The organism is Amycolatopsis sp. NPDC051903, assembly GCF_044452505.1.
Classification (GTDB): Bacteria; Actinomycetota; Actinomycetes; order Mycobacteriales; family Pseudonocardiaceae; genus Amycolatopsis.
On sequence record NZ_JBITBT010000010.1, the window covers coordinates 63,687 to 87,213 of the forward strand.

The following is a 23,527-nucleotide window of genomic DNA, read 5'->3' on the forward strand; positions in this document are numbered from 1 at the left end:
GTTTCCTTTCCTCCACAGGGTTTCAGACGCCGAGGTGGCGGTCGAGCAGATCGTCGCGCTCACTGAGCTCGCGCGATGTGACCTCGGCGGCGACGCTGCCGCGATCGAGGAAGTAGACGCGGTCCGCGACGCGGCGGACCATGCCGAGGTCCTGCTCGGCGAGCAGGACACCGACCCCCGACTCAGGGAGCCGGCGGATGATGTCGGCGACCTGGCGCACCACGCGGGGCGCCAGCCCCTCGCTGGGTTCGTCGAGCAGCACCAGGCGGGGGTTGGTCATCAGCGCCCGCGCGATCGCGAGCATCTGCTGTTCACCGCCGGACAACGTGCCGGCCCGGTGCCGGCGGCGCTCGGCCAGCCGCGGGAACAGGTCGAAGACCCGCTCGCGCGTCCACGGCTCGTACCCGGGCGGGGCCGGGCGCGCGACGACGTCGAGGTGCTCGTCGACGGTGAGGCTCGGGAAGATCCGCCGGCCCTGCGGCACGTACCCGATCCCGGCCCGCGCGATCTGGTGGGGTTTGCGCCGCGTCAGCTCGGTGTCGCCGAAGCGGACGCTGCCGGCCGACACCCTCGGCACGGACAGCGCCATCACGGCCTTGAGCGTGGTCGTCTTGCCCATGCCGTTGCGCCCGGCGAGTGCGACGGCCTCGCCGCCCGCCACGGTCAGGCTGAGGCCGTCGATCACCGGGTGGCCCTGGTAGCCGGCGGCGAGCCCGGTCACGGTGAAGGTGCTCATGACGCGATCTCGCTTTCGTCGTCGCGCTCGCCGAGGTAGACCTCGCGCACGGCGGGGTGGTCGCGGATCTCCGCGGCGCCGGCGTCGGCGACCAGGCGTCCGTTGGACAGGCACAGCACCCGGTCGACGAGGCCGAGGACCAGGTCCATGTCGTGTTCGATCAGGAGCACGGTGACGTCTTCGGGCAGCTGCCGCACCGCGTCGCCGATCACCACCCGCTCCGCCGCGCCGAGCCCGGCGGCGGGTTCGTCGAGCAGCAGCACCCGCGCCCCGGTGGCGAAGGTGACCGCGAGCTCGACCAGGCGCTGGCGGCCGTAGCCGAGCTCGTCGACGCGGGAAGCTCGCCACGTCTGCAGGCCGAACCGGCTCAGCACGCCGGCGACCTGGTCGCCGTCGCGCGCCGCCAGCCGCACGTTCTGCTCGACGGTGAGCGTGCCGAACAGCTCCGTGATCTGGAAGGTGCGCCCGATGCCGAGACGCGCGCGGCGACGCTCGGAGATCCTCGAGAGGTCCTTGCCCTCGAAGGTGACCCGGCCCTGGCTGGCGCGCTCGCTGCCCGCGATGACGCGGAACAGCGTGCTCTTGCCGGCGCCGTTGGGGCCGATCACCCCGACCCGCTCACCCTCGCCGGTGGTGAAGGACACCGCGTCGAGGGCCCGCAGCCCGCCGTACTCGCGGCCGACGTCGTCCAGTGCGAGCGTCATCGCACGCCTCCTTGGTATTCGCGGGAGAGCACGGGCTGGGACAAGTACTCCGCGTACGTGAGACCGCCGGTCGCACCGACGTCGGGGATGGTCGAGGTGACGGTGTTCCACGGTTTGCCGTCGGGGCCGGACGTCACCTCGCGCAGGTAGACGCTGTAGACGGGCTGGCCGCGTTCGTCGACCCGGATCGGGCCGAACACGCTGTCGGGGTAGGAGATCGTGCGCATCGTGCGGACGAACGCGCTCGCGTCACCGACCTTGCCGCCGTTCGCGACGAGCGCGCGGGCCGTCCAGTCGGCGGCCAGGTACCCGCTCGCGGCGTAGTAGCTGGGCAGTTTGTGGAACTTCTGCCGGAACGCGCTCGTGAACTGCTGCGTCGCCGGGCTCGGCCGCCCTTCGGCGAAGTGCCCGACCGAGACCAGGCCGAGGGACTGCTTGCCCACGCCGCGCAGCACCGCCTGGTCGAACGACGGATCGGAACCGAGCAGCGTGGCCTGCCCGGTCATGCCGAAGTCGCGCCAGGCCTTGAGGAACTTCACGCTGTCGGCACCGATCAGGCCGACGAACACCGCGTCCGCCCCGATCTGGCGCAGCTGCGAGATGAACGGGGCGAAGTCGGAGCTGCCCAGCGGCGGCCACAGCTGCCCGGCCAGCGTGCCGCCCGCCGCCCGGTAGGTGCCGGCGAAGCCGCCGCACACCTGCTGGCCGAAGGCGTAGTCGGAGCAGATCGTGGCCACCCGGCGGTGGCCGTGTTCCGCCGCCCACCGGCCCAGCGGCGCGTTGAACTGCGGCGCGGTGCCGGTGACCGGGAAGACGGTCGGATAGTCCTTGTGCACGAAGATGTCGCTGGTGGGGATGGGGTAAACCAGCGGCACCTCGGTGGTTTTGACGTACTGGCCGAGCGCCACGCCGACGTTGCCGGCGAGCGGTCCGATGACGAGATCGGAGCCGGCTTGCTCGACGAGGCGCTTGGTGACCTGGACGCCCGTTTCGGTGGAGCCCTGGTCGTCCTCGACGAGGAGCTTGACGTCGCGGCCGGCCATCCGGCCCTGGTTCTGGTCCAGCCACAGGGTGAGCCCGTCGCGCATGTCCTGGCCCGCTCCGGCGAGCGAGCCGGACAGGCTGTCGACGAACCCGACCGTGAGGGGGCCGCTGGTGCGTTGCGCGGCGGCGTGGTCGGCGGCCGGCGGCGCGCACGAGGCGAGCGCCGGCAGGAGGCAGAGCGCGCCGCAGAGGACGCGCGTGCGCAGGATTCGCATCGGTTCTCCTCGGCTAGCTCGTGGCGGGACGACGGCTTCGCAGCCGGTCGCGCAGGGTTCCGGTGATGCCTTCACGGGCGAAGAGCACGACGACAATGAGCACGACGCCCATCACCGTCGGCCAGCGCGGGGTTTCGGCCGAGACGGCCGCGCGCAGCACGGTGAGCAGGACCGCGCCGACGATCGGCCCGACGAAGACCCCGGACCCACCCGTGAGGACCATGAGCATGAACAGGATCGACGTGGACAGGTAGGCGGTGGACGGGCTGACGACCGGGTAGTACCCGGCGTAGAGCACACCCGCGACGGCCATGACCGCACCCGACACGAGGAACGCGCCGAAACGCTGCGTGGGGGCCGAGTAGCCGATGCTGGTCAGCCGGGCCGCGCTGTCGCGGGTGGCGCGGATGCGCAGCCCCGCCTTCGACCGCGTGAACAGGTACAGCAGCACCGCGACGACGACGAGCACGGCCAGCGCGAGCCAGTAGTACTGGTAGTAGCGGGTGAACCCGCCCGGGCGCAGGCCGCTGACGGCGCCGTTCTCGCCGCCGGTCACGGCCGACCAGCGGTGCGCGAGGCCCCAGATGAGCATGCCCTCGGCGAGGGTGATCATCAGGAAGTACATCCCGGTGGTCCGGACCGCCGCGATCGCGAAGGCCGCGGTGAACACGAGGGTGACCGCGATCGCGACCAGGGCCGAGGTGAAGAACCCGAGCCCGTACTGCGTTTGCGTGAGCGCGGCGGTGTAGGCGCCGGTGGCGAACAGGCCCGCGTGCCCGACGGAGACCAGGCCGCCCTGGCCGATCAGCACGTTCAGCCCGAGCGAGGCGATCGCGAAGATCACGGCCTCGGTCGCGATCCCGATCCAGTACTGGCCGGTGAGGTAGGGCAGGACCACCCCCGCCGCGACGGCGGCGACGAGCAGCAGCGTGCGGGAGGTCGTGGAGGTCAGCGCCGTCATCCGAGCCGCCCCTCGAGGATCCCGCGCGGGCGCAGCACCAGCACGAGCAGCATCGGTCCGAAGAGGACGAAGTAGAGCAGGTCCGGCACCAGTGCGACGCCGAAGCTGTAGAGCAAGCCGACGACGAGGCTGCCGACGACCGCACCGGGCAGGCTGCCCAGGCCACCGACGACGACCACGACGAGGGCGAACAGCAGCATCTCCGCGTCCGCGCCCGGGTAGGTCCCGAAGAACACTCCCCCGACCACGCCGCTCGCGCCGGCGAGCAGGGCACCGAGGACGAACACCCCGGCCGCGACCCGCCGCACGTTCACCCCCAGCGCGCCCAGCATTTCTTCGTCGTCCACGCCGGCGCGGATGATCGCGCCGACCTTCGTCCGCTTCAGCAGCAGCCACAGCACCGCGAGCACGACGAGCGCGGCGACGATCACCGCCAGGCGGAACCGCGGCACCACGAGGTCGCCGAGCCCGACGCTGCCGGCCAGCCACGCCGGGGGCGCGATGGTGAGGGAGTCACCGCCGAACTGCGCGAGCGCGAGGTCGGCGAGCACCAGGGAGATCCCGACGCTGAGCAGCACCTCCGAAAGCTCCTTGCCGCGCACGCGGCGGTAGACGAGGCGCTCCAGCACCCCACCGCCGACGGCGACGCCGAACGCTCCGGCGGTGAGCGCGAGCAGCCAGCTCCCGGTGGCGCCCAGGGTCACCAGACCCAGGTAACCACCCCACAGGTAGAAGGAACCGTGGGCGAGGTTGAGCACGCCCATCAGGCTGAAGATCAGGGTGAACCCGCTGGCGACCAGGAAGAGCAGGCCCGCGAAACTCAGGCCGTTGAAAGTCGTCAGCGCCAACTCGCTACCGGACACCGTTGTCCTCCTCGAGTGATGGCAGCCCCGGGGTGTCGGGCGGTTCGGGCCAGCTGCGCCCGGCGGCCTCGTCCAGGGCCCGGACGACGCGTTCGGGTGTCAGCGGCTGGTGCCACACCCGTGCGCCGAAGGGGGAGAGCGCGTCGTTGACCGCGTTGTGCACGGCCGCGGGTGCGCCTGCGGCGCCGGCTTCGCCGGCACCTTTCACGCCCAGGCTGGTGACCGGGCTCGGGGTTTCGATGTGGGTGATGCGCACGTCGGGCAGCTCGGGCCCGGTCGGCATCAGGTAGTCGAGCAGCGTCGAGGTGAGCAGCTGCCCGTTTTCGTCGTAGTGGAGCCGTTCGAACAGCGCGCCGCCGACGCCTTGCGCGACGCCGCCGCGGATCTGTCCGTCCACGATGGACGGGTTGATGAGCACGCCGCAGTCTTCGACGCACGCGTAGTCGACCAGGTGCACGAGCCCGCTGTCCTCTTCGACCTCGACGACCGCGGCGTGGGCACCGTTGTTGAAGGTGACGTTCGGGCCGCTGTACTCCCCCGTCACCGACAGTCCGATGCGCAGGTCCTCCGGCAGGCGGTGCGTGCGCCAGTGCGCGATCTCGGCGATCTCCTCCACGCCCAGGCGGGCGTTCGGGGCGCCGACGACGTGGACGACACCATCGTCGATCTCCAGGTCGGCCGGATCCACTTCGAGCAGGTGCCCGGCGATCGCGAGCATCCGTTCCTTCACCTCACGCGCGGCCGACGCGGCGGCACCGCTGCTGACCACGGCCGAGCGGCTGGCCCACACGCCCGTGCCGTGCGGGACGACGGCGGTGTCGCCGCTGATGACGGTGATGCGGTCGAACGGCACCCCGAGGTGATCGGCCACGACCTGCGCCGCGGTCGTCTGCAGCCCCTGGCCCTGGCCGGGGGTGCCCAGCAGGACGGTGACGGAGCCGTCGGCCTCGACGCGGACCTCGACCTGGTCGTGCGCGGTGATCGGGGCGCCGCGCTTGCCGTAGAACATCACGCCGGGCGCGGTGACCTCGACGAAGCACGCGAGCCCGACGCCGAGCAGCCGCCCGCGTTCGCGTGCCTCGGCTTTGCGCTTGTCCAGGTCGGGCCCGGTGGCGATCATCGAGAGCAGTTTTTCCAGCGATTCCTGGTGCGAGCCGCTGTCGTAGACCTGGTTGGTGACCGACGTGTACGGCAGCTCGTCGGGCGTGATCAGGTTGCGGCGGCGCAGTTCCGCGGGGTCGAGGCCGAGCCGGCGCGCGGTCTCGTCGAGCAGCGTCTCCATGGCGAGGATCGCGACCGGGTGCCCGACGCCGCGGTACACGGCGAGCGGCGCCTTGGTGGTGATCGCGACGCGCACGTGTCCCGAGTAGACCGGGATCCGGTACGGGCCGGGCATGATCGTGGCGACCTGGATGCCTTCGGTGACCATGCTGCGCGGGTAGACGGAGAACGCGCCGCCGTCGCTCACGACTTCCGAGCGCAGGCCGAGGATCCGGCCGTCGGCGGTGACGGCGATCTTGGCGGACACGCGTTCGTCGCGCGCCTGCGTGTCCGACTGCAGCGATTCGACGCGATCCTGGATCCACTTCACGGGGCGGCGCAAGAGGATGCTGGCCGCGCACGTGGCGACCTCGTCGGAGTAGACGTGCGCCTTCATGCCGAACGCGCCGCCGACCTCGTCGGTGATCACGCGGATCGTGCTCTCGCGCAGCCCGAACAGCTCGGCGAACACGGACTGCAGCATGTGCGGCGCCTGCGTGGAGATCCGCACCGTGAGGGCCTTCGCCGACGGGTCGAACTCGGCGACCACGCCGCGCGGTTCCAGTGCGACGGCGGTGTGGCGGGCGGTGCTGATGCCGGTCTCGACGACCACGTCCGCTTCGGCGAACGCGGCTTCCACGTCACCCGAGCCGAAGGTGGCTTCGAAGGCGAGGTTGGACGGCAGCTCGTCGTGGACCCGCACCGTGGCGTCGTCGAGCGCGGCGATCGAGTCGACGACGGCGGGAAGTTCTTCGTATTCGAGGTCGATCAGCTCGAGCGCGTCCTCGGCGACGGCGCGGCTTTCGGCCACGACCAGCACCACCGGCTCGCCGACGTAGCGCAGCTTGCCGGTCGCCAGCGGCCGCTGGTCGCCGCTGACCAGGCCCGGCCAGTCGAGCAGGCCCTTCCACGAGCGGCACATCGGGTTGAAGTCGTCGGCGGTGAACACGGCGACCACGCCGGGGGCCCGCCGCGCGGCCTCGGTGCCGATCGAGGTGATCCGCGCGTGCGCGACCGGCGCGCGCAGGAACGCGGCGTGCAGGCAGCGGGCGGGCGTGACGTCGTCGGCGTAGCGGCCGCGCCCGAGCAGGATCTTCGGGTCTTCGACGCGCTTGACGCGGCGGCCGACCCAGCCGTCGGTGATGCTCACGACCGCGCCTCCCGCAGCTGCTCGGCGTATTCGGCGACGGCGTCGACGATCGGGGCGTAACCCGTGCAGCGGCACAGATTTCCCGACAGCCGTTCGCGGATCCCGTCGCGGTCGAGATCCGGGTCTTCCTCCAGCGCGGCGAGAGCGGCCATGAGGAAACCCGGCGTGCAGAACCCGCACTGCAACGCCTGGTGCTCCCAGAACTTCTGCTGCAGCGGGTGCAGCACGTCTTCGGTGCCGGCGGTGGCACCGAGCCCTTCGACGGTGTCCACAGCGGCTCCGTCGGCCTGCACGGCCAGCGTCAGGCAGCTGCGCACGGCGGTGCCGTCGAGCCGCACGGTGCAGGCACCGCACACGCCGTGCTCGCAGCCGAGGTGCGTGCCGGTCAGTCCGAGGTCGTGGCGCAGGAAGTCGGCGAGTGTGGTGCGCGGGGTGGTGCGCGCCGACTCGGCTTTGCCGTTCACCGTGAGGGTGACCGGCGTCGGTTCGTTCGCGTCAAGCACGGGCACTCTCCACTTCGGACTGACAACGCGCGCGGGCTTCGGCGAGCGATCGGACGACGAGCCGCGTGCCGGCGCGGCGGCGGTAGGTGACGGAGCCGTGGAGGTCGCCGAGGACGTCGATGTCGTCGAACGCGTGCTCGGCGGCTTCGGCGAGCACGGCGTCGTCGAGCAGCTGTCCTTTGAGGACGTTCTCGGCCGCGGTGGCGCGACGCGGGGTGCCGGCGATCCCGAACAGCGCGAGGCGAGCGTCGGTGCAGCGCCCGTCCGCGTCGGCGTCGAGGATAGAGATGACCCCGACGAGGGCGAAGTCGCCGCTGCGCCGCGTGATCTCGCGGATCGACCAGCCGGCCGTCCGCGCCAGCAGCGGCAGCTCGGCCCCGGCGACGACCTCACCCTCCTCGAGCGCGGTCAGGTAGGGACCGGCGAAGAAGTCGGCGGCCGCGATCCGCCGGCGGCGTTCGGCGCCGGCGACCCGGACGGAGCCGCCGAGCGCCAGCAGGAGCGCGGGCAACTCGGCCGCCGGGTCCGCGTGCGCGAGCGAGCCGCACACCGTGCCGCGGTTGCGGATCTCGGGGTGCCCGACCTGCGCGAGGCACTCCGCCACCAGCGGGTGGCGGCGCCGCGTCTCGGCGTCGGTCTCCACCGCGCGGGTGGTGACCGCGGCCGACACGACCAAGCCGTCGGCGTCGCGGAAAGCGTGTCCCTGCAAGTCTTTCGCGGTGGTGATGTCGATCAGCACGGCCGGGTTCGACATGCGCAGGGCCATCACGGGGAGGAGACTCTGGCCACCGCCGAGCACTCTGGCGTCGGGGCCGTGCTCCGCCAGCACCGCCACCGCTTCACCGAGCGATTCGGCGCGGTGATAGCCGAAAGGTGGCAGTTTCACCGGCTCGTCTCCCTTGCCGTTGTTCGAAATGCTGAACGCCGTTCGATTTGCAGCACAAGTGTCGGGATGGCGTGTCCGGATGTCAAGCGCGCCGTGACGGTTCGGCGGCGGCTTGCGCGCCACGTGTATTGTCCTGAAAAGTCCGATTCAGTCCAGGAGGGCGGTTCAGGAGATCAACGGCTGACCCGGCAGGTGGCCGGGGTCCGGCGGCACGTCGTCGGCCACCGCCCGCACGGAGAACCCGCCTTCGCGCCGTGGTCCCGCGCAGAGCCGGGCACCGGCGGAGGCGAGCCGGTCAGCTAGGCCGTTGCCGTGCGCCGCGGGCGCGGCGCGGCCGTCGTCGGTGATCTCGACCCAGGTGGGGCCGAAGCGGATTTCGCGGCGCGTGGCGCCGCTGTGGCGGATGACGTTGGTGACGGCCTCGCGGGCGACGAAGGCGAACGGCTGCTGCAACGTCGTCGACCGCGTGCGGCGCGATGAGCCGGACGCCGGCGGCGGAGAGGGCGCCGCGGACCCCGGCGAGTTCGGCGGCGAGCGACGCGCGGCGGAAATCGGTGACGGTGGCGCGCACCTCGGCGAGCGCTTGGCGCGACAGGACTTCGACCTCCCGCACCTCGCCGAGCGCCTGGTCGGCGTGCTTGCCGCTCTCCAGCATCCGGCGGGCGAGGCCGGTTTTGAGCGCGATCGTGGTGAGGCTGTGGCCGAGCACATCGTGCAGGTCGCGCGCGACGCGGCTGCGTTCCCCGGACACGGCGAGCGTGCGGACCTGCTCGCGCGCGGCGCGCAGTTCGGCGACGGTGCGGCTCAGCCGCGTCGCGGAGATCAGGCCGAGCGCGAGGAGCACGGTGTCGCCGATGTCCGGACTGCCGCGCACGATCGTCGTGGTCACGAGCACCAGCCCGGCCACGCCGAAACCCAGCCCTTGCGCCGCGCGCACCGGTAGCAGCACCACCGCCGCGGCGATGGCGTACGCGGTCAGGGTCAGCAGCTCCGGGCGCCGGACCAACACCGGCAACGCCACTCCGCATGCGAACAGCGCGGCCACGACCAGCACGCGCAAGCCCGGCCGCAGCCGCAGGCCGAACACCAGCGCGGCGAGGAACCCGGCCGGGTAGACCGCCGCGACCACCAGCGCCGGGACGCGCACGGCCGGGGCCGCGTCCGCTTCGGCCGGGATCTCGATCCACAGCCAGGCGAGGAACAACGTGAACGGTCCCAGCTCGCGCACCAGCGGCCAGACGCTGGTGCGCGCCGGGTCGCGGACCGGCCAGGTCACAGCCGGCCCCGTTCGTCGGCCGGTCACACGGCTTCGGCCCGCGTGGTGGCCTCGAGGTTGCCCATCGCCGAGGACAGGTAGTTGCGCACCGTGCCCGCGGACAGGTGCAACCGCGCGGCGACGGCCGCGACGGTGCTGCCGTCGCGGGCAGGCCTCCAGCACGTCGCGTTCCCGGTCGGTGAGCGAACTCGGGCCCAGGGTCAGCGACTCGGTGGCCGGCGACGGATCGATCACCCGCAGTCCGGCGTGGACGCGGCGGACGGCGTCGATCAGCTGCTCCGGCGGGCAGTCCTTGACCACGAACCCCGAGGCGCCGGCGACGAGAGCGCGCGTGAGATATCCCGGTCGGCCGAACGTGGTGTACATCAGGATCCGGCAGCCGGGCAGCTCGGCGTGCGGCTCCGCCGCGACGTCGAGGCCGTTCTTGCGCGGCATCTGCACGTCGAGCGGCGCGGCATCGGGCCGCGTCGCGCGGGCGGGCGCGAGCAACTCGTCGCCCGAACCAGCGCGCCACCACCCGGATGTCGTCCTCCAAGTCCAGCACCGCAGCGAGCGCGCCGCGGACCAGCCCCTGGTCGTCCGCGACCAGCACCGTGCTCGCCACGAACCGAACGCAGCCGGTGAGGCGGCTCGCCAGTGCTGACAGTTGTCAACCGGATCCGGTGACCGATCGCCCCACGCCGGGGGCCGGGCCGTGCCCAGCGTCGGACGCACCGACCGACTGGAGGGACCCATGACACTGCCGACCACGGCCAGGGCGAGCCGGATCGCCCGCCTCAAAGCGCTGTTCCCCGCGCTGCTTTGTGACGTGCTGCTGCCGGGCGTCCGCTACTTCACGTTGCACGCCGCCGGTGCCGGCGACCTCGTCGCACTGTCCGCCGCGTTGCTGATCGGGCAGTTGCTGCGGCTGCGCCGGATGCAGATCCTCTCGGCGGTGATGCTCGGGGTGTTCGTGCTCGGCGCGACCCTGCTCACCGGCGACGTGCGCCTGCTCGTGCTCAAGGATTCGTTCGTCACCGGTGCGGTCGCGCTCGTCTTCGTCGGCACGACGCGCGCCGGCCGGCCGCTGCTGTACCTGCTCGGGCGCAAGTTCGAAACCGCCGACGACCCGGCGAAGGTCGCCGCGTTCGACGAGCGCTGCGCGACCCACGCCCCGACCCGGCGGCACTTCCGGGTGCTGAGCTGGGCGTGGGGCCTCGGGCTGCTGCTCGAGGCGGCGGTGCTGGCGGTGCTGTGTTTCGTGCTGCCGATCGAGACGATCGCGGCGCTCTCGCCCGTCCTGCTGTTCGGCACGCTCACGGTGATCTACTTCCTCGCGAAGCGCTACCTGGCCACACGAAGAGCGTGAGTCCTCAGTGGACGGGCAGGATCCGGCGGTCTCGCAGGACCCGCAGCCAGTGGCGGAACGACTCCTCGGTGTCCCAGGTTTCCGTGAAGCCCGCCTGGTGGATCTTGACGGTGCTCACGAACGCCGGCGGCGGCGGGGTTTCGGCGCCGGCCGCGAAGTGGAAGTCGGCGTAGTGGTGGGATTCGCCGAGCAGCGCGGGCAACGGGGTGGGGCGCAGGCCGTGGGTGGCGACAACGCGCTCCCAGGTGCCGGACTGTGCGGGCAGGAACTCCGCGAGCCGCAGCGGCGTGTCGGGGGCGGGGTCGACGCCGAGTTCTTCGGCCAGCGCGGGCCACAGGTCGCGCCACGCGAAGACCTCGCCGTTGGTGAGGTTGAAGTGCTCGTCGCGCGCGGCGGGAGCGGTCGCGGCCCAGACCGCGGCATCGGCGACGAGGCGGACGTCGACGGCTTCGCTGACGTAGGGCGCACCACCCGGGAAGCCGAACGGCAGTCCTTCGGCCCGGCAGATCGCGGCGTAGGCACCGATCACCGGCGGCAGGTTCATCGCGACGCCGTGGGTCGGGCCGACGACCAGCTGCGGGCGCAGGATCGTCCAGCCGAAGCCGCGTTCGGCGGCGACCGCGCGCAGGTGGTCTTCCTGCAGCCAGTAGAAGTTGTCGTGGTCGTCGCGCGGCTCGCGTTCGCGGGCGGGGATGCGGATCGGGTGCCGGTGCACGCCGTAGGCCTTGGTGCCCTGCAACAGGGTCGCGTGCTCCAGCGGCGCGCCGGCGAGCGCCGCGGTGAGGGCGCGCAGCATGCGGTCGTTGGTCCGCATCTGGTCCCGGTCGCGCCAGCCGCGCACCAGGCCCGGCTTCTCGAACACGGCGGTGTAGACGAGGTGGGTGACGTCGGCGAACCGCGGCGCCGCCGCGCTCACCGCCGCGGCGTCGGTGAGGTCGAGGGGCACGTGCTCGAAGACGGCGTCCGTCTCCGGGGCGCGCCGCGAGACGGCCAGCACGTCCCAGCCGGCCTCGGCGAACGCCGTCACGCAGGCCGCGCCGACGAGGCCGCTCGCGCCGGCGACGAGGACGGTCACCGCCGCTCCCCCGGCATCGTCCGGTCGGCCGCCGTGCCGGCGAGCCAGCTGCCGGCGCCGCCAGTGGGGCGCAGCAGTCCTTCCTGCACCACGGTCACCACGAGTTCTCCGTTCTCGTCGGACAGCCGGCCCGACGCCAGGCCGCGCGCGCCGGTCATCACTTCGGCTGTCTGTTCGTACCGCAGCCACCGGTCGGCGCGTGGCGGGCGGTGGAACCACATCGTGTGGTCGAGGCTGACGCCGTCGAACTCACCGTCGGCGTAGACCACGCCGAGCGGCAGGAGCGCCGTTTCGAGCAGCGTCATGTCGGAGGCGTAGACCACGGCGGCGGCGTGCAGCAGCGGATCGTCCGGCAGTGGTCCGTCGGCGCGGACGAGGGTGGTCTGGCCGCGGCGCGGCCGGTCGCGCAACGTGGGGTCCAGCGGCGGCGGTGGGTCCACGTAGCGCAGGTCGATCGGGCGGGACCGGGTCCACAGAGGACTGAGCCGGTCGCGCCGGTCGCCGAAGCGGTCTTCCCAGCGGGGCAGGGTTTCCGGGTCGATCGCCGCCGGGGCCGGGTCCGGGTACCGCGGGCCGGGCTCGGGCAGCTGGAACGACGCCGTCGCGGTCAGGATCAGCTTGCCGTCCTGGCGCAGTTCGACGCTGCGCAAGTCGAAACCGCGGCCCTCCTTGACCGTGGTCACGTGCAGCTCGATCGGGACGCCCGTGCGGCCGGGCCGGACGAAGCGCGTGTGGAGGCTGTGCACCGGGCGGTCGGCCGCGACGGTCCGGCCCATCGCGACGAGCGCCTGCGCCGCGACTTCACCGCCGAAGAGCCGGTGCAGCGGGTCGTCGCCGCCGGGGTCGCGGAACACGCCGGGCGCCACGGGGTCGAGGTCGAGGCGCGCCAGGAGGTACCGCAGCGCCGGGCTCCTCATGCCGGTCCTGTCGCGAGGAGCGTGGCGGTGGCCGAGACGACGGGCTCGCCGCCGGCGCCGGTGATCAGCTGCGTGACGTCTGTGAACCGCAGTTCGCCCGCCCGGCCGGTTTTGCTGGTGCGGCCGGTGATCCAGTGCCGCGAGCGCACGGTTTCCCCGGCGACGAGCGGGCGGTGGTAGGCGAAGGTCTGTCCACCGTGGACGACGGGCCCGGTGCTGCGGGCCCAGCGCGCCGAGTCGGCCACCGGGTCCGGGCGCGCGCCCGCGGCGGGTTGCTCGTCGGGGTACCAGCCGAGGGCTGGCAGGGCGAAGGCGAGCGTCGGGATCCCGGGCACGGCCGCCAGTCCGGCTCGCTCGGCGGCTCGGGTGTCGTACCAGAACGGCGCCCGCGCCCCGACCGCCCGCGCGAGCTGCGTGAGGGCGCCGCGTTCGACGCGCAGCCGGTGGTCGGCGACCGGCGCGTCGGTGGGCTCGACCGGCGGTGGCGGTGGCGAGCCGAGGTCGACCTCGGCGGTCAGGGCCACGGTGTCGCCGCAGGTGACGGTGAGGCCGGCGCCGCCGGGTCGGTCCTTCGCCGTAAGGCTGATCGGCGTGTCGAGGTAGACCGGCGCACGGAAACGCGCGCGGCAAGCGGTCAGCCCGGCCGCTCCGGCCTCGTCGGCCAGGTGCGCGAGGACACGCCCGAGCGTCAGCATGCCGTGGGCGACGAGGCCGGCGAACCCGGCGTCGCGGGCGGCCCGCGCGTCGTGGTGGATGGTGTTGAAGTCCAGCGCCGCGCCGGAGTAGCGGACGAGGTCGGTCAGGGTGTAGCACCAGGGTGCGGTCACGGCGTGGCCTCCGGTTCGACGCGCGCCTCGACCGGTTCCGCGTCACCGCAGCGCAGCCGCAGGTCCGGGCCGTCGACGGTGACGGAGACCGTCGAGCCGACCGGCACCGGCGCCCGGAAGCGCAGGGTGACCGCACCCGGGGTACCGCTCGTTTGCAGGGCGTCGCAGGCGAGGGCGAACAGCAGCGAGCCGTGCGTGATCGGGGTGCCGAAGCGGGTGCCGGCCGCGTACTCGGGGTCCAGGTGCAGCGGGTTGTGGTCGTCGACGACGTCGGCCCACGCGGCGATCGTGGCGGGATCGAGGGAAAACGCGGAAACCTCGGTCACTGCGCACCCGCCGGCCAGTCGACCAGGAACCGCACGGACGCGACCGGCGTGGCGCCGGCGTCGCGCAGGTCCGTGACGATCGCGACACGACGGCGGCCCGCGCGTTCACCGACCACAGTGGACTCGATGCGCGCCTGCCACCGGCCGTCGGCGGGCACTTTTCCGCGTGTCGTCTGGGAGATCTCGCGCAGGACCCCGCCGGGCGGCATCGGGCGGCCGCGGGTGTAGGCGAGGCGCCCCACCACGGACGCGAGACCGGCCGGGGGTTCGGTGCCCGACCAGCCCGTGACGGCGCAGTACGCGGGCAGGAGTCCGGGGCCGACGTCGAGCGGGAGCCACTCGCCGTGCGTGTCGAGGTCGGCCACCCGCAGCACCGCGCTCACCGGAACCGCGCCACGGCCGCCTGCACCGCCGGTCCCGTCGCGGACGACGCTTGCGCCCAGGACTCGAACTCCAGCGTCGCGGCGAAGTCCCCGGTCCGGGCGAGGCCGACGGCCTTCTTGATGTCGCGCACGAGTGTGGGATCCGTGGCGGCCCACCGGTCGGCGTAGGCCGTCGCGGCCGCCACCGGGTCGTCCGCCAGCTCCAGCGCGACCCCGGCCCGGACGGCTGCTTCGCCGTCGAGCGCTCCCCCGTCGAGCAGCAGCGCCAATGCCCGCTGCGCGCCGAGCGCGTCGACGAGGAACCACGTGCAGCCACCGCCGGGGTGCAACCCGATCCGCGCGAACGTCGCGGCGAACGACGCGCGCGGACCGGCGATGCGGACGTCGCACGCCAGCGCGAGGTTCAGCCCCGCACCGACGGCGGCACCCTGCACGGCGGCGACGGTCGGGATCGCCAGGTCGCGCAGGCGCAGGAAACTGTCGTAGACCGCGTGCAGATCGCGCCGGAGGTCCGCGACCGCCCGGCCCGTCTCCCCGAACACGGCGGGCAGGTCCGCGCCGGCGCAGAACGCCTTGCCGGCACCGGTGACCACGAGCGCGCGGGCCTCCGCGTCGGCGGCCACGGTGGCGATCGCCTCGGTGAGGTCCCGGCACATCTTCGCGTCGAGGCAGTTGCGGCGGTCAGGGTCGGCGAGGGTGAGCGTCCAGCGCCCGCCGGTGTTCTCGAGGTCGACTTTGCTCATCGTGCGTCCTCCGCTCCGGAAAGGTCTTCGGTCACCCAGTCCCACACCGCGTCCGGGCCGAGCCGGGTGAGCCGCTCGCCCAGCAGCCGCGCCCAGTGGCGTTCGCCGCCGAATTCGTCGCGCCACGACCAGAGCCGGCGGGTGGCCAGGTGCAGCGGGTGTTCGCGGGTCACGCCCATGGCGCCGTGCAGCTGGTGGGCGCCGCGGGCGACTTCGGTGGCCGCGTGCGCCGTGATCACCACGGCCGCCGCCACCCGGTCGAGGTCACCGCTCGCCGCGACCGCCGACGCCACCGCGGTGCGGGCGAGCGTCAGCTGCGACTGCATCCGGGCCAGCGTCGCGCCGACGGCCTGGAACTTGATGAGCGGACGGCCGAACTGCTCGCGCACGGTCACGTGCGCCACGGTGTGTGCGACCGCGGTTTCCAGCGCACCGGCCGTCGCCGCGGCTTGCAGCAGCGCGCCGGTCGCGGCGAGCGACTCCGGCACCTCGCCGATCCGCTCGGCCGGGGCGTGCTCGAACCGCACGGAATCACGCGGCTCACCGGCGAGGTTCGCGCCGGGCTCGAGGACCACGCCGGGTGCGTCCGCCGCGACGAGGACCAGCACCCGCGTCCCGTCCGCAGCTCGGGCCGGGACGACGAACCGCTGGGCCGCACGAGCCCAGTGCACGCGGCTCGCGGTGCCCGACAGTTCCGTGCCGGTGAGCACCAGCTCTTCCCCGGCGCGGGGCAGCACGACGGTCGCCGGGCCCGGGGGCACGGAGTGACCGGCCGCCGCGAGCACCAGGCCGGCCCACGCCGTTTCCAGCAGCGGCAGCGCGACGGTGTGCCGGCCGGCCGCTTCGGCGAACTCGGCCAGCTCCGCCAGGCCACCGCCGGATCCGCCGTGCTCCTCCGGCGTGCCGACGCCGGGCCAGCCGAGTTCGGTGACCGTGGCCCAGACCGCCGGCAGGCTGCCGTCGGGATCACCGCCGTGACCGGACAGCACGTCGTCGGCGACCGCGCGCAGGCCGGACTCGTCGGCCGGGCGGCCCGCGGTGGCGGCCGAACGCGCGATGATCGTGCGCAGCACCTCGGTGGTGCCGCCGCGGATCGTGAACCCGGGCGCGGCGAGCACACCCTGCGCCAGCAACCCCGCTTCGCCCTCGGCGAAGGGATCGGGTTCGACCTCGAGGACCGCGCGGGCCAGTTCGTTGACGTCGCCTTCGAAGGTGGTGCCGAGGTCCTTCAGCACGGCGGCCTGCTGCACGGGCGCGGCGCCGCCGTCGATCGCGATCGCGACCCGCCACGCCAGCTGCCGCAACGTCGCCAGCCGCGCGAGCGCTTCGCCGATGCGCACCGCCGCGTCGGGCGCCGGCGTCGTGGTGTGCGCGACGACGGCGGCGAGCAGCGGGTACGTGCTCAGCACCCGTTCCATGCCGCCGCGTTCGAAGGCGAGCTGCTCGGTGACCTGTTGCCAGCCGTGGCCGGGCTCGCCGAGCACGTGGTCGGCCGGCACGAAGACGTCGTCGAACACGACCTCGTTGAAGTGGTGGTCGCCGCGCAGGTCGAAGATCGGCCGGATGTCGACGCCCTCCGAGGTGAGGTCGACGATGAACTCGGTGAGTCCCTCGTGCTTCGAGCCGCTCGCGTCGGTGCGCGCCAGCACGTACGCGTGGGTCGCGCGGTGGGCGTGGCTCGTCCAGATCTTGCGCCCGCGCACCCGCCAGCCGCCGGGCACCGGCCCGGCGACGGTGTGCACGGAAGCCAGGTCCGAGCCCGATTCCGTCTCGCTCATGCCCAGGCAGAACGACACGTCACCGCGGATGATCAGCGGCAGGTAGGTCTTCTGCAGTCCGGGCGAGCCGTACCGGAGGATGGCCGGGCCGATCTGCCGGTCGCCCATCCAGTGCGCGGCCACCGGCGCGCCCGCGCGCAGCAGCTCCTCGGTGACCACGAGCCGCGCGAGGTTGGACCGCCCGGCGCCGCCGAACTCGGCGGGCCAGGTCATGCCGACCCAGCCGCGGGCGGCGAGCTCCCGGCTGAACTCCGGGTCGTGCCCGCGCAGCCACGCATCGCACCGGGGCGTGAACGCGCCTTGTTCCTGGCGTTCGCGGGCAAAGGCCCGCACCTGCGCCCGCAGTGCCGTCAGGTCCGTCGTCGGGTCCTCGGTCATCGCAGCACCTCCAGTTCCGCGTGCGCCCGGCGCGCCACCGCGTACCCACGCTCTGCAGCCTCCGCCAGAACCCGCGCGGCCGCACGGCGATCCTCCGGCGACACGTCGGCGCGCGGCCGCGGCGTGGCGACGTCGACGCCGAGCCCGCGCACGTGGGCGACGAACGCTTCGGCTCCGGGCACGTCCGCGGCCACCTCTTCGAGCTGCGGTTCGGCGCCGAGCCGGACGCTGCCCCAGCGCGTGTGCAGCCGGACCAGCGACTGCGGCCCGGGTGCGGCGGTCACGTGCTCGACGCGGTCCTGGATGCGGCGGAGATCACCGCCGCCGTGCAGCCACACGAGTTCCCGCGCGGCCGCGGCGACGTCCGGCGCGCCGCCGCCCCCGGGCAGCCGCACCGCGGGCCGGTCCCGGGCACCGAGGAAGGAGGAGTTGACGCGGCCCAGCACGTCGATGTTGCTCGCGTCCAGCACGACGCGGTCGAACCGGCGGGCCAGCCCCAGCAGCACGTCGGACGTCGTGGCACGCCAACCCAGAGCGTCGGCGTAGGCCGGGTAGTCGGTGGTGCTCGTCGGCACGGCCGCGCCGGCTTCCCAGCACCCGGCGCCCGCTTCGAAGACCTGCACGAACTCCGCGCCGTCGAGCGCGTGGGCGAGGTGACCGGCGAGCACGGGCCAGTGGAAGCCCGTGAAAACCCAGCCACCGCGGCGGAATTCGCGCGCGGCGCGGACGAGGAAGTCGACGGTCGGGGTGTTCACGACGCCACCTCCGCGGCCAGGACTTCGCCGGCCAGCCACTGCCGGAACCCTTCCGGCGTGCGCGAGAGCTCGGCGTAGCGTTCGTAGGCCGCGACATCCCGGTCGTAGCGGCCGGCCGTGCCGTCGGGCGCGACCGCGCCGGGCAGGTGGACGACCGCGTCGACGAGCAGCCCGGGGATCGTGACGCCCAGCGCCCGCACCTGTTCGCCGGGCACGACCTCTTCGGCGACGAGCACCACGCGCTCGGCCGCCTGAGCGGCCAGCGGCACCTCGCCCAGCGGGCCGCGGAGGTGCCCGTTGCCCTGCTCGTCGACCACGTCGACGTGGACGAAGGCGACGTCGGGCCGCTCGGCGCGCACGACCGTGGTGCTGCCGAACGGACTGTCCACAGTGGCCAGCCGCCCGCCGGTCCAGTCCTCGTCGGCGTACCCGGTGCCGGGCAGGCCCGCGACCGGCAGGAACGGCACGCCGTGCGCGCCGGCGGTCAGCGCGCTGCTGAACAAGCCGAGGCTCAGCTCGTGCAGCTCGACCGTGCCGGCACCGGATTCGGCCAGACGGCGGAAGTTCCACGCCGGCGCCGGGCCGACGGGGCTCCAGCAGTGCCCGAAGGTCGCCGACCGCAGCACGCGGGCACCGAGCAGCTGGTCGAGCAGCAGCCCGCCGGAGGCGATCACCGCGTCGAGGTCGTGCAGGCCCTGGCGGATCAGCTCGTGCCCGACGCTGAACAGCTGCGCGCCGAAGTTGCCGAGGTACACCCGCGTGCCGGGGCGGACGTGGGTCCGCACGGCGTCGGCCAGTGAGGTCGGGTCGGTCACCGGTAGGCCTCCGGCAGCATGTGCAGGCCCGCGCCGAGGTGCGCGCCGCCGTCGATCTGCAGCAGCTGGCCGGTCATCAGCGCGCCGGCGGGGCTGGCGAGGAACGCGACCAGCTCGGCGACGTCGGCCGTCGGAGTCGGCTGTTGCATCGGCGTGGCCTTGTGCACGAGGTTGCCGAGCACGTGCTCACTCGCCTCGTCGTTGAGCGCGTGGGTGAGCACGGTGCCGGGGCCCACGCAGTTGATGCGGATCCCCGCGGTGGCCCATTCGAGCGCGAGGGTGCGGGTCAGCCCGAGCACGCCGGCGCGGGCGGCGATCGAGTGCGCCATGCCCATCCCGCCCCGCTCCACTCCGGACAGCGACAGGTTCACGACGCTCCCCCGCGTCCGCGCGAGGTAGGGGTGCGCGGCCTTGGTCAGGTGGAAGATGCTGGTGAGGTTGAGGTCCAGCACGGAGTTCCAGCCGTTGACCGAGATGTCGAGCGCCTTGGCGAAGAACTGGCCGCCGGCGTTGTTCACCAGCAGCCCCAGCCCGCGGCTCTCGCCGACCTCGGTCAGGGCCGCGGTGGCGGCTTCGGTGTCGCGGACGTCGCACACGCGGTGGTCGTAGCTGCCCGGACCGTCGAGCAGGTCGCCGGTCTCCTTCAGCGAGTCCTCGTGCCGGCCCAGGCCGGTGACGTGGGCGCCGAGCTGCACGAGCCGGTGCGTGACGGCGCGGCCGATCCCGCTGCCGGCGCCGGTGACGAGCGCGGACAGGCCGTCGAGCGTGCCGCTCGCGAGCACGCGGGGTTCGGTGGTGGCTGCGGTCATCGCGCTGTCTCCTCGGGTATCACGGTGGCGCGCTGCGGGCGCGCCGGGGCGGGCCGGCGGTGCGGCCGGTGCCCGGAGAACGAGACGGGGTACTGCGGCACGGCCTCGCCGCCGGGTTCGCGGGCGACGACCGCACCCGGCCGCTCGGCCGCCGTCGCGGTGAGCGCGGCGACGGGGTCGCGCACGGGCCCGGCCGGGATGCCGAGCTCGCGCATCCGTTCGTCGACCTCGGCGACGGTGTGGCGGCGGGTCCACGTCTCGACGGCCGCGTCGAACTTCGCGCGGTCGGTGATCCGCTGCGGTGCCGGGGCGTCCGGGCCGTTCACCAGTGGCCGCAGCAGCGCCCAGTGCTTGTCGAGCCCGGCGTAGACGTAGCAGTGGCCGTCGCGGCATTCGTACACGTTGGACGGTGCGGTGGCGGCGTCCCGGTTGCCTTGCCCGGCGGTGAAGGCCGCCTCGTCGGCGGCCAGCAGCGACGCCGGGCCGGTGAGCGAGGCCATGGCGACCTCGATCATCGGCACGTCGATCTCCAGCGCCGGCGCACGCTGGGGATCGAGCAGCGCCATCGCGGTCGCCGTCGCGGCGTGCAGGCCGCTGAACACGTCGGTCGGGTAGCCGGCCGCGATGCTCGGCCGCCCCTGTTCGTCGGCGTTCAGCACGGCGAACCCGCTCACCGCCTGGGCGATCGAATCGAAGCACGTGCGCGGGTCGTCGGCGCCGTACGCGCTGACGACGGTGACCACGAGCCCCGGGTGCTGCGCGTGCAGCGCCGCCGCGTCCAGCCGTAGCCGTTCCCGCGTGCGGCGGCCGAAGTTGAGCACGACGGCGTCGGCGCCGGCCAGCAGTTCGTCGAGCCGCGCCCGGTCGCCGGGAGCACGCAGGTCGAGCGCGACCGCGGTCTTGCCCGTGTTGTACGCGCGGAAGTAGCTGCTCCCGAAGCGGCTGCCGGCCAGCGCCCGCGACGGGTCACCGCCCGGCGGCTCGACCTTGACGACCTCGGCGCCGTAGTCGGCGAGCACCTGCCCGCACACCGCGCCGGCGATGTACTGGCTGAGGTCCACGACCCGCCGGCCGCGCAACGGCTGCGGAGTGCTCACCGCCGCACTCCCGCCGCCTGCCGGCGCAGCAGCTGCGCGGGCCGGTAGCGCGGGTCGCCGGTCAGCTCGGCCATCGAGCGCAGCGCCTCGTACACCGCGGGCGCGCCGGCGAGCTCGAGCGTTTCGAACGGGCCGCGCGGGTGGTTCATGCCGAGCGTCAGCGCGACGTCGACGTCGCCGGCCGAGGCGGTGCCCTCTTCGACCAAGCCGGCGGCTTCGTTGACCATGCAGTACGCGAGCCGGTCGACGACGAGCCCGGGCAGCGCCGGAACCTCGACGGACGCGGCCCCGACGGCGTCCACGACCGCGGTGACCGCGGGCGTCGGCGCCACCTTGGCGACGTCGTCGCGCACGACCTCGGCGAACAGGTCCCCGGCGGGCGCGGGGTGCAGCCGCAGCCAGCCGACGTCGGCGGGCAGCACATCGAGCCAGCGCCCGTCGGAGCTGTCGACCACGACCTCACCCGACACGGCGAGCTTGCGCACCGCGGCGACGTCGCCCTCACCCGGCCCGCCGTGGCAGCGGTACAGCGTGATCACGCGCCTGCCGCTCGTGGCCGGCAGGTCGAAGGCTCCGGCGTCCGGCCCGGCGGTGATGACCTGCGCGTCGGCGCCGTCCGAACCGGGCTCGCGGCGCAGCCGGGTGATCGCGGCACGCGGTTTTTCCGTGGCGTAGTCGTAGAACCCGCGCCCGGCGGCCCGGCCGGTGAAGCCGCTGCGCACGAGTGAACGGGCGAGCGGGATCGGCCGGTAGCGCGGGTCGCCGAACTCGCGCAGCGCCGTCTCCGACGAGCCGAGGTGCGTGTGCAACCCGGTGAAGTCCAGCAGCGTCAACGGTCCCATCGGGTGGCCGAGCCCGCCGGACACGGCCGCGTCGACCGCGCCGGCCGGCACGCCCTGCGTCAACAGCAGCTGCGCCTCGTAGTACAGCGGCCGGCACACGCGGTTGACGATGAAGTTCGGCGAGTCCCGGCACACCACGGCGGTTTTGCCGAGCGCTTCCGCGAGTTCACGCGCGCGCCGCACCACCGCTTCGCTCGTGCCGCCGCCGGCGATCACCTCGACGAGCCGCATCTTGGTGGCGGGGTTGAAGAAGTGCATCCCGACGACCCGCGCGGGGTCGCCGAACGCGTTGCCCATCTCCCCCACGCTCAGCGACGACGTGTTCGACGCGACCACGAGATCGGCCCGCCCCAACCCCGCGACTTCGGCCAGCAGTTCCCGTTTCACCGCCATGTTCTCCACGACCGCTTCCAGGAACACGTCGGCGTCCGGCACCGCCTCCGCGAGCGTCGCGCCCGAGATCGCCGACACCCGCTCGCCCGCCGATTCGGCTTCGGCCCGGATCTTCGCCAGCCCGGCCTCGGTCAGCTCCGGCGAGACGTCGACGACCCGCACCTGCGCCCCGGCCTGGTCGAAGACCCGGCTGATGTCGCGGCCCATCGGCCCGAGGCCCGCGACGACGACCTTCAGCCCCGCGAGGTCGCTCACGCGCCCACCGCCTCGATCACCGCGGCCACACCCATCCCGCCGCCGACGCACAGGCTCGCCACACCCAGTCGCGCGCCGCGGCGTTCCAGCTCGGCCAGCAGCGTGACCACGAGCCGCAGCCCGCTCTGCCCGGTCGGGTGCCCGAGCGCAATGCCGCCGCCGTTGACGTTCACGCGGTCCTCGTCGAGCTTGAGCTCCCGCACGTTCTGCACGATCTGCGCGGCGAACGCCTCGTTGATCTCGAACAGGTCGATGTCGCTCGTGGACAGTCCGGCCGAAGCGAGGGCAGCCGGGATCGCCGCCGTGGGGCCGATTCCCATCATGCTCGGGTCGACCCCGACCGCGGCGAACGACAGGATGCGGGCGCGGGGCGCCAGCCCGTGGCGTTCGACCGCTTCGCCGCTCGCGACGACCAGCCCCGCCGCGCCGTCGGACATCTGGCTCGAGTTGCCCGCGGTCACCGTGCCGTCCTGCTGGAACGACGGGCGCAGCTTCGCGAGGCGCTCGAGGCTGGTGTCGCGCCGGTAGGTCTCGTCGGTCGCGAGGGCACCGTTCTCGCTCTCCACCGCCACGACCTGGCTGTCGAACCGGCCCTCGTCCCAGGCCGCCATCACGCGCGCGTGGCTGCGCGCCGACCACTCGTCCTGCGCGGCGCGGGAAATCCCGAACTCGCGGGACACCTTCTCCGCGGTCTGGCCCATGTTCATACCGCAGATCGGGTCGGTGCCCCCGTCGCGCCAGCCGTCGGCCAGCGTGATGTCGCCGCGGCGCGTGCCTTCCCACCGCAGCGTGTACGGCGCGATGAACGGCATCGTGCTCATGCTCTCCACCGCGACGGCGAGCGCCACGTCGGCGCTGCCCGCGAGCACCGACTGGTGCGCCAGCTGCACCGCTTTGAGCCCGGACGCGCAGGCCATGTTGATCGTCTGGGCCGGCACGCGCTGCTCGACTCCGGCTCGCAGCGCGACCTGGCGGCCCGGGTTCGGGCCGTTGCCCGCCTGGCGGCAGTTGCTCACCACGGCTTCGTCGACGGCGTCGGCCGGCACCCCGGCCCGCTCCAGCGCCGCCGCGCCGGCGAGCCCGCCGAGCTCGACCGTGCGGACATCGCGCAACGCGCTGCCGTACCGCCCGTTCGGCGTGCGGACGCCCCCCACCAGAAACACTTCCCTGCTCATCTTCCGCCTCTCG

The 23,527-nt window shown here is 73.5% G+C and carries 23 protein-coding genes and 1 pseudogene; 1 reads left to right on the forward strand and 23 read right to left on the reverse strand.

Features of this window, described 5'->3' with window-relative positions; genetic code table 11:
- Positions 1–22: 22 nt before the first annotated feature.
- The 10 genes and pseudogenes from ACIA77_RS22555 to ACIA77_RS22600 form a co-directional block, all read right to left on the reverse strand.
- Positions 23–736 carry an ABC transporter ATP-binding protein gene (locus ACIA77_RS22555; RefSeq protein ID WP_395887895.1) on the reverse strand — a complete coding sequence of 238 codons (714 nt, stop codon included), beginning with the start codon at positions 734–736 and terminating at the stop codon, positions 23–25.
- On the reverse strand, positions 733–1,440 hold the full coding sequence (locus tag ACIA77_RS22560; protein ID WP_395887896.1) for an ABC transporter ATP-binding protein: 708 nt from the start codon (positions 1,438–1,440) through the stop codon (positions 733–735). Before ACIA77_RS22560 ends, ACIA77_RS22555 begins: the two co-directional genes overlap by 4 nt.
- Positions 1,437–2,699 (reverse strand): ABC transporter substrate-binding protein, encoded by a 1,263-nt coding sequence (locus ACIA77_RS22565; RefSeq protein ID WP_395887897.1) that lies wholly within the window; start codon positions 2,697–2,699, stop codon positions 1,437–1,439. Before ACIA77_RS22565 ends, ACIA77_RS22560 begins: the two co-directional genes overlap by 4 nt.
- A gap of 13 nt (positions 2,700–2,712) precedes the next feature.
- Complete coding sequence (locus ACIA77_RS22570) at positions 2,713–3,660, reverse strand: branched-chain amino acid ABC transporter permease (protein ID WP_395887898.1); 948 nt, start codon at positions 3,658–3,660, stop codon at positions 2,713–2,715.
- Positions 3,657–4,523 (reverse strand): branched-chain amino acid ABC transporter permease, encoded by an 867-nt coding sequence (locus ACIA77_RS22575; protein ID WP_395887899.1) that lies wholly within the window; start codon positions 4,521–4,523, stop codon positions 3,657–3,659. The genes ACIA77_RS22570 and ACIA77_RS22575 overlap by 4 nt, the downstream gene beginning before the upstream one ends.
- Positions 4,513–6,933: a xanthine dehydrogenase family protein molybdopterin-binding subunit gene (locus ACIA77_RS22580; protein WP_395887900.1), complete on the reverse strand. Its 2,421-nt coding sequence runs from the start codon at positions 6,931–6,933 to the stop codon at positions 4,513–4,515. Before ACIA77_RS22580 ends, ACIA77_RS22575 begins: the two co-directional genes overlap by 11 nt.
- Positions 6,930–7,436 carry a (2Fe-2S)-binding protein gene (locus ACIA77_RS22585; RefSeq protein WP_395887901.1) on the reverse strand — a complete coding sequence of 169 codons (507 nt, stop codon included), beginning with the start codon at positions 7,434–7,436 and terminating at the stop codon, positions 6,930–6,932. Before ACIA77_RS22585 ends, ACIA77_RS22580 begins: the two co-directional genes overlap by 4 nt.
- Positions 7,429–8,322 (reverse strand): FAD binding domain-containing protein, encoded by an 894-nt coding sequence (locus tag ACIA77_RS22590; protein ID WP_395887902.1) that lies wholly within the window; start codon positions 8,320–8,322, stop codon positions 7,429–7,431. The genes ACIA77_RS22585 and ACIA77_RS22590 overlap by 8 nt, the downstream gene beginning before the upstream one ends.
- 295 nt (positions 8,323–8,617) lie before the next feature.
- Complete coding sequence (locus ACIA77_RS22595; protein WP_395887903.1) at positions 8,618–9,625, reverse strand: sensor histidine kinase; 1,008 nt, start codon at positions 9,623–9,625, stop codon at positions 8,618–8,620.
- Positions 9,622–10,190, reverse strand: a pseudogene (locus tag ACIA77_RS22600) (DNA-binding response regulator). The gene ACIA77_RS22595 and the pseudogene ACIA77_RS22600 overlap by 4 nt, the downstream one beginning before the upstream one ends.
- Positions 10,191–10,331: 141 nt before the next feature.
- Between ACIA77_RS22600 and ACIA77_RS22605 the strand changes: the two are divergent.
- On the forward strand, positions 10,332–10,946 hold the full coding sequence (locus ACIA77_RS22605; RefSeq protein WP_395887904.1) for a VC0807 family protein: 615 nt from the start codon (positions 10,332–10,334) through the stop codon (positions 10,944–10,946).
- A gap of 4 nt (positions 10,947–10,950) precedes the next feature.
- On the opposite strand, the gene ACIA77_RS22610 is transcribed toward ACIA77_RS22605, so the two are convergent.
- Genes ACIA77_RS22610 through ACIA77_RS22670 form a run of 13 tightly spaced genes read right to left on the reverse strand, consistent with a single transcriptional unit; the run spans position 10,951 to position 23,514 of the window.
- Entirely contained in the window at positions 10,951–12,021 is a 1,071-nt protein-coding gene (locus ACIA77_RS22610; RefSeq protein WP_395887905.1) for an NAD-dependent epimerase/dehydratase family protein, read from the reverse strand.
- The gene (locus ACIA77_RS22615) at positions 12,018–12,938 is read right to left on the reverse strand and encodes an acyl-CoA thioesterase (RefSeq protein WP_395887906.1); all 921 of its coding nucleotides are present in this window, start codon (positions 12,936–12,938) and stop codon (positions 12,018–12,020) included. The genes ACIA77_RS22610 and ACIA77_RS22615 overlap by 4 nt, the downstream gene beginning before the upstream one ends.
- A complete protein-coding gene (locus ACIA77_RS22620; protein ID WP_395887907.1) occupies positions 12,935–13,765 on the reverse strand; it encodes a MaoC family dehydratase N-terminal domain-containing protein in 831 nt (276 codons plus the stop codon). Before ACIA77_RS22620 ends, ACIA77_RS22615 begins: the two co-directional genes overlap by 4 nt.
- A complete protein-coding gene (locus tag ACIA77_RS22625; protein ID WP_395887908.1) occupies positions 13,762–14,091 on the reverse strand; it encodes a MaoC family dehydratase in 330 nt (109 codons plus the stop codon). The genes ACIA77_RS22620 and ACIA77_RS22625 overlap by 4 nt, the downstream gene beginning before the upstream one ends.
- Positions 14,088–14,474 carry a hypothetical protein gene (locus tag ACIA77_RS22630; RefSeq protein WP_395887909.1) on the reverse strand — a complete coding sequence of 129 codons (387 nt, stop codon included), beginning with the start codon at positions 14,472–14,474 and terminating at the stop codon, positions 14,088–14,090. The genes ACIA77_RS22625 and ACIA77_RS22630 overlap by 4 nt, the downstream gene beginning before the upstream one ends.
- The gene (locus tag ACIA77_RS22635) at positions 14,471–15,217 is read right to left on the reverse strand and encodes an enoyl-CoA hydratase (protein WP_395887910.1); all 747 of its coding nucleotides are present in this window, start codon (positions 15,215–15,217) and stop codon (positions 14,471–14,473) included. Before ACIA77_RS22635 ends, ACIA77_RS22630 begins: the two co-directional genes overlap by 4 nt.
- Entirely contained in the window at positions 15,214–17,373 is a 2,160-nt protein-coding gene (locus tag ACIA77_RS22640; RefSeq protein ID WP_395887911.1) for an acyl-CoA dehydrogenase family protein, read from the reverse strand. The genes ACIA77_RS22635 and ACIA77_RS22640 overlap by 4 nt, the downstream gene beginning before the upstream one ends.
- Positions 17,370–18,128, reverse strand: a complete 759-nt coding sequence (locus tag ACIA77_RS22645; protein WP_395887912.1) for a hypothetical protein — start codon at positions 18,126–18,128, stop codon at positions 17,370–17,372. Before ACIA77_RS22645 ends, ACIA77_RS22640 begins: the two co-directional genes overlap by 4 nt.
- Positions 18,125–18,943: a CoA transferase subunit A gene (locus ACIA77_RS22650; RefSeq protein ID WP_395887913.1), complete on the reverse strand. Its 819-nt coding sequence runs from the start codon at positions 18,941–18,943 to the stop codon at positions 18,125–18,127. The genes ACIA77_RS22645 and ACIA77_RS22650 overlap by 4 nt, the downstream gene beginning before the upstream one ends.
- A complete protein-coding gene (locus tag ACIA77_RS22655; RefSeq protein WP_395887915.1) occupies positions 18,940–19,752 on the reverse strand; it encodes an SDR family NAD(P)-dependent oxidoreductase in 813 nt (270 codons plus the stop codon). Before ACIA77_RS22655 ends, ACIA77_RS22650 begins: the two co-directional genes overlap by 4 nt.
- Positions 19,749–20,849 carry a CaiB/BaiF CoA transferase family protein gene (locus ACIA77_RS22660; RefSeq protein ID WP_395887916.1) on the reverse strand — a complete coding sequence of 367 codons (1,101 nt, stop codon included), beginning with the start codon at positions 20,847–20,849 and terminating at the stop codon, positions 19,749–19,751. Before ACIA77_RS22660 ends, ACIA77_RS22655 begins: the two co-directional genes overlap by 4 nt.
- Positions 20,846–22,339: a 3-hydroxyacyl-CoA dehydrogenase NAD-binding domain-containing protein gene (locus tag ACIA77_RS22665; protein ID WP_395887917.1), complete on the reverse strand. Its 1,494-nt coding sequence runs from the start codon at positions 22,337–22,339 to the stop codon at positions 20,846–20,848. The genes ACIA77_RS22660 and ACIA77_RS22665 overlap by 4 nt, the downstream gene beginning before the upstream one ends.
- Positions 22,336–23,514 (reverse strand): thiolase family protein, encoded by a 1,179-nt coding sequence (locus ACIA77_RS22670; protein ID WP_395887918.1) that lies wholly within the window; start codon positions 23,512–23,514, stop codon positions 22,336–22,338. The genes ACIA77_RS22665 and ACIA77_RS22670 overlap by 4 nt, the downstream gene beginning before the upstream one ends.
- Positions 23,515–23,527 lie beyond the last annotated feature (13 nt).

Excerpts from the sequence above, each read along its gene's own strand:
- ACIA77_RS22555 (WP_395887895.1), bottom strand. The coding sequence starts at position 736 with ATGAGCACCTTCACCGTGACCGGGCTCGCCGCCGGCTACCAGGGCCAC.
- ACIA77_RS22560 (WP_395887896.1), bottom strand. The coding sequence starts at position 1,440 with ATGACGCTCGCACTGGACGACGTCGGCCGCGAGTACGGCGGGCTGCGG.
- ACIA77_RS22565 (WP_395887897.1), bottom strand. The coding sequence starts at position 2,699 with ATGCGAATCCTGCGCACGCGCGTCCTCTGCGGCGCGCTCTGCCTCCTG.
- ACIA77_RS22570 (WP_395887898.1), bottom strand. The coding sequence starts at position 3,660 with ATGACGGCGCTGACCTCCACGACCTCCCGCACGCTGCTGCTCGTCGCC.
- ACIA77_RS22605 (WP_395887904.1), top strand. The coding sequence starts at position 10,332 with ATGACACTGCCGACCACGGCCAGGGCGAGCCGGATCGCCCGCCTCAAA.
- ACIA77_RS22615 (WP_395887906.1), bottom strand. The coding sequence starts at position 12,938 with ATGAGGAGCCCGGCGCTGCGGTACCTCCTGGCGCGCCTCGACCTCGAC.
- ACIA77_RS22635 (WP_395887910.1), bottom strand. The coding sequence starts at position 15,217 with ATGAGCAAAGTCGACCTCGAGAACACCGGCGGGCGCTGGACGCTCACC.
- ACIA77_RS22640 (WP_395887911.1), bottom strand. The coding sequence starts at position 17,373 with ATGACCGAGGACCCGACGACGGACCTGACGGCACTGCGGGCGCAGGTG.
- ACIA77_RS22655 (WP_395887915.1), bottom strand. The coding sequence starts at position 19,752 with ATGACCGCAGCCACCACCGAACCCCGCGTGCTCGCGAGCGGCACGCTC.
- ACIA77_RS22670 (WP_395887918.1), bottom strand. The coding sequence starts at position 23,514 with ATGAGCAGGGAAGTGTTTCTGGTGGGGGGCGTCCGCACGCCGAACGGG.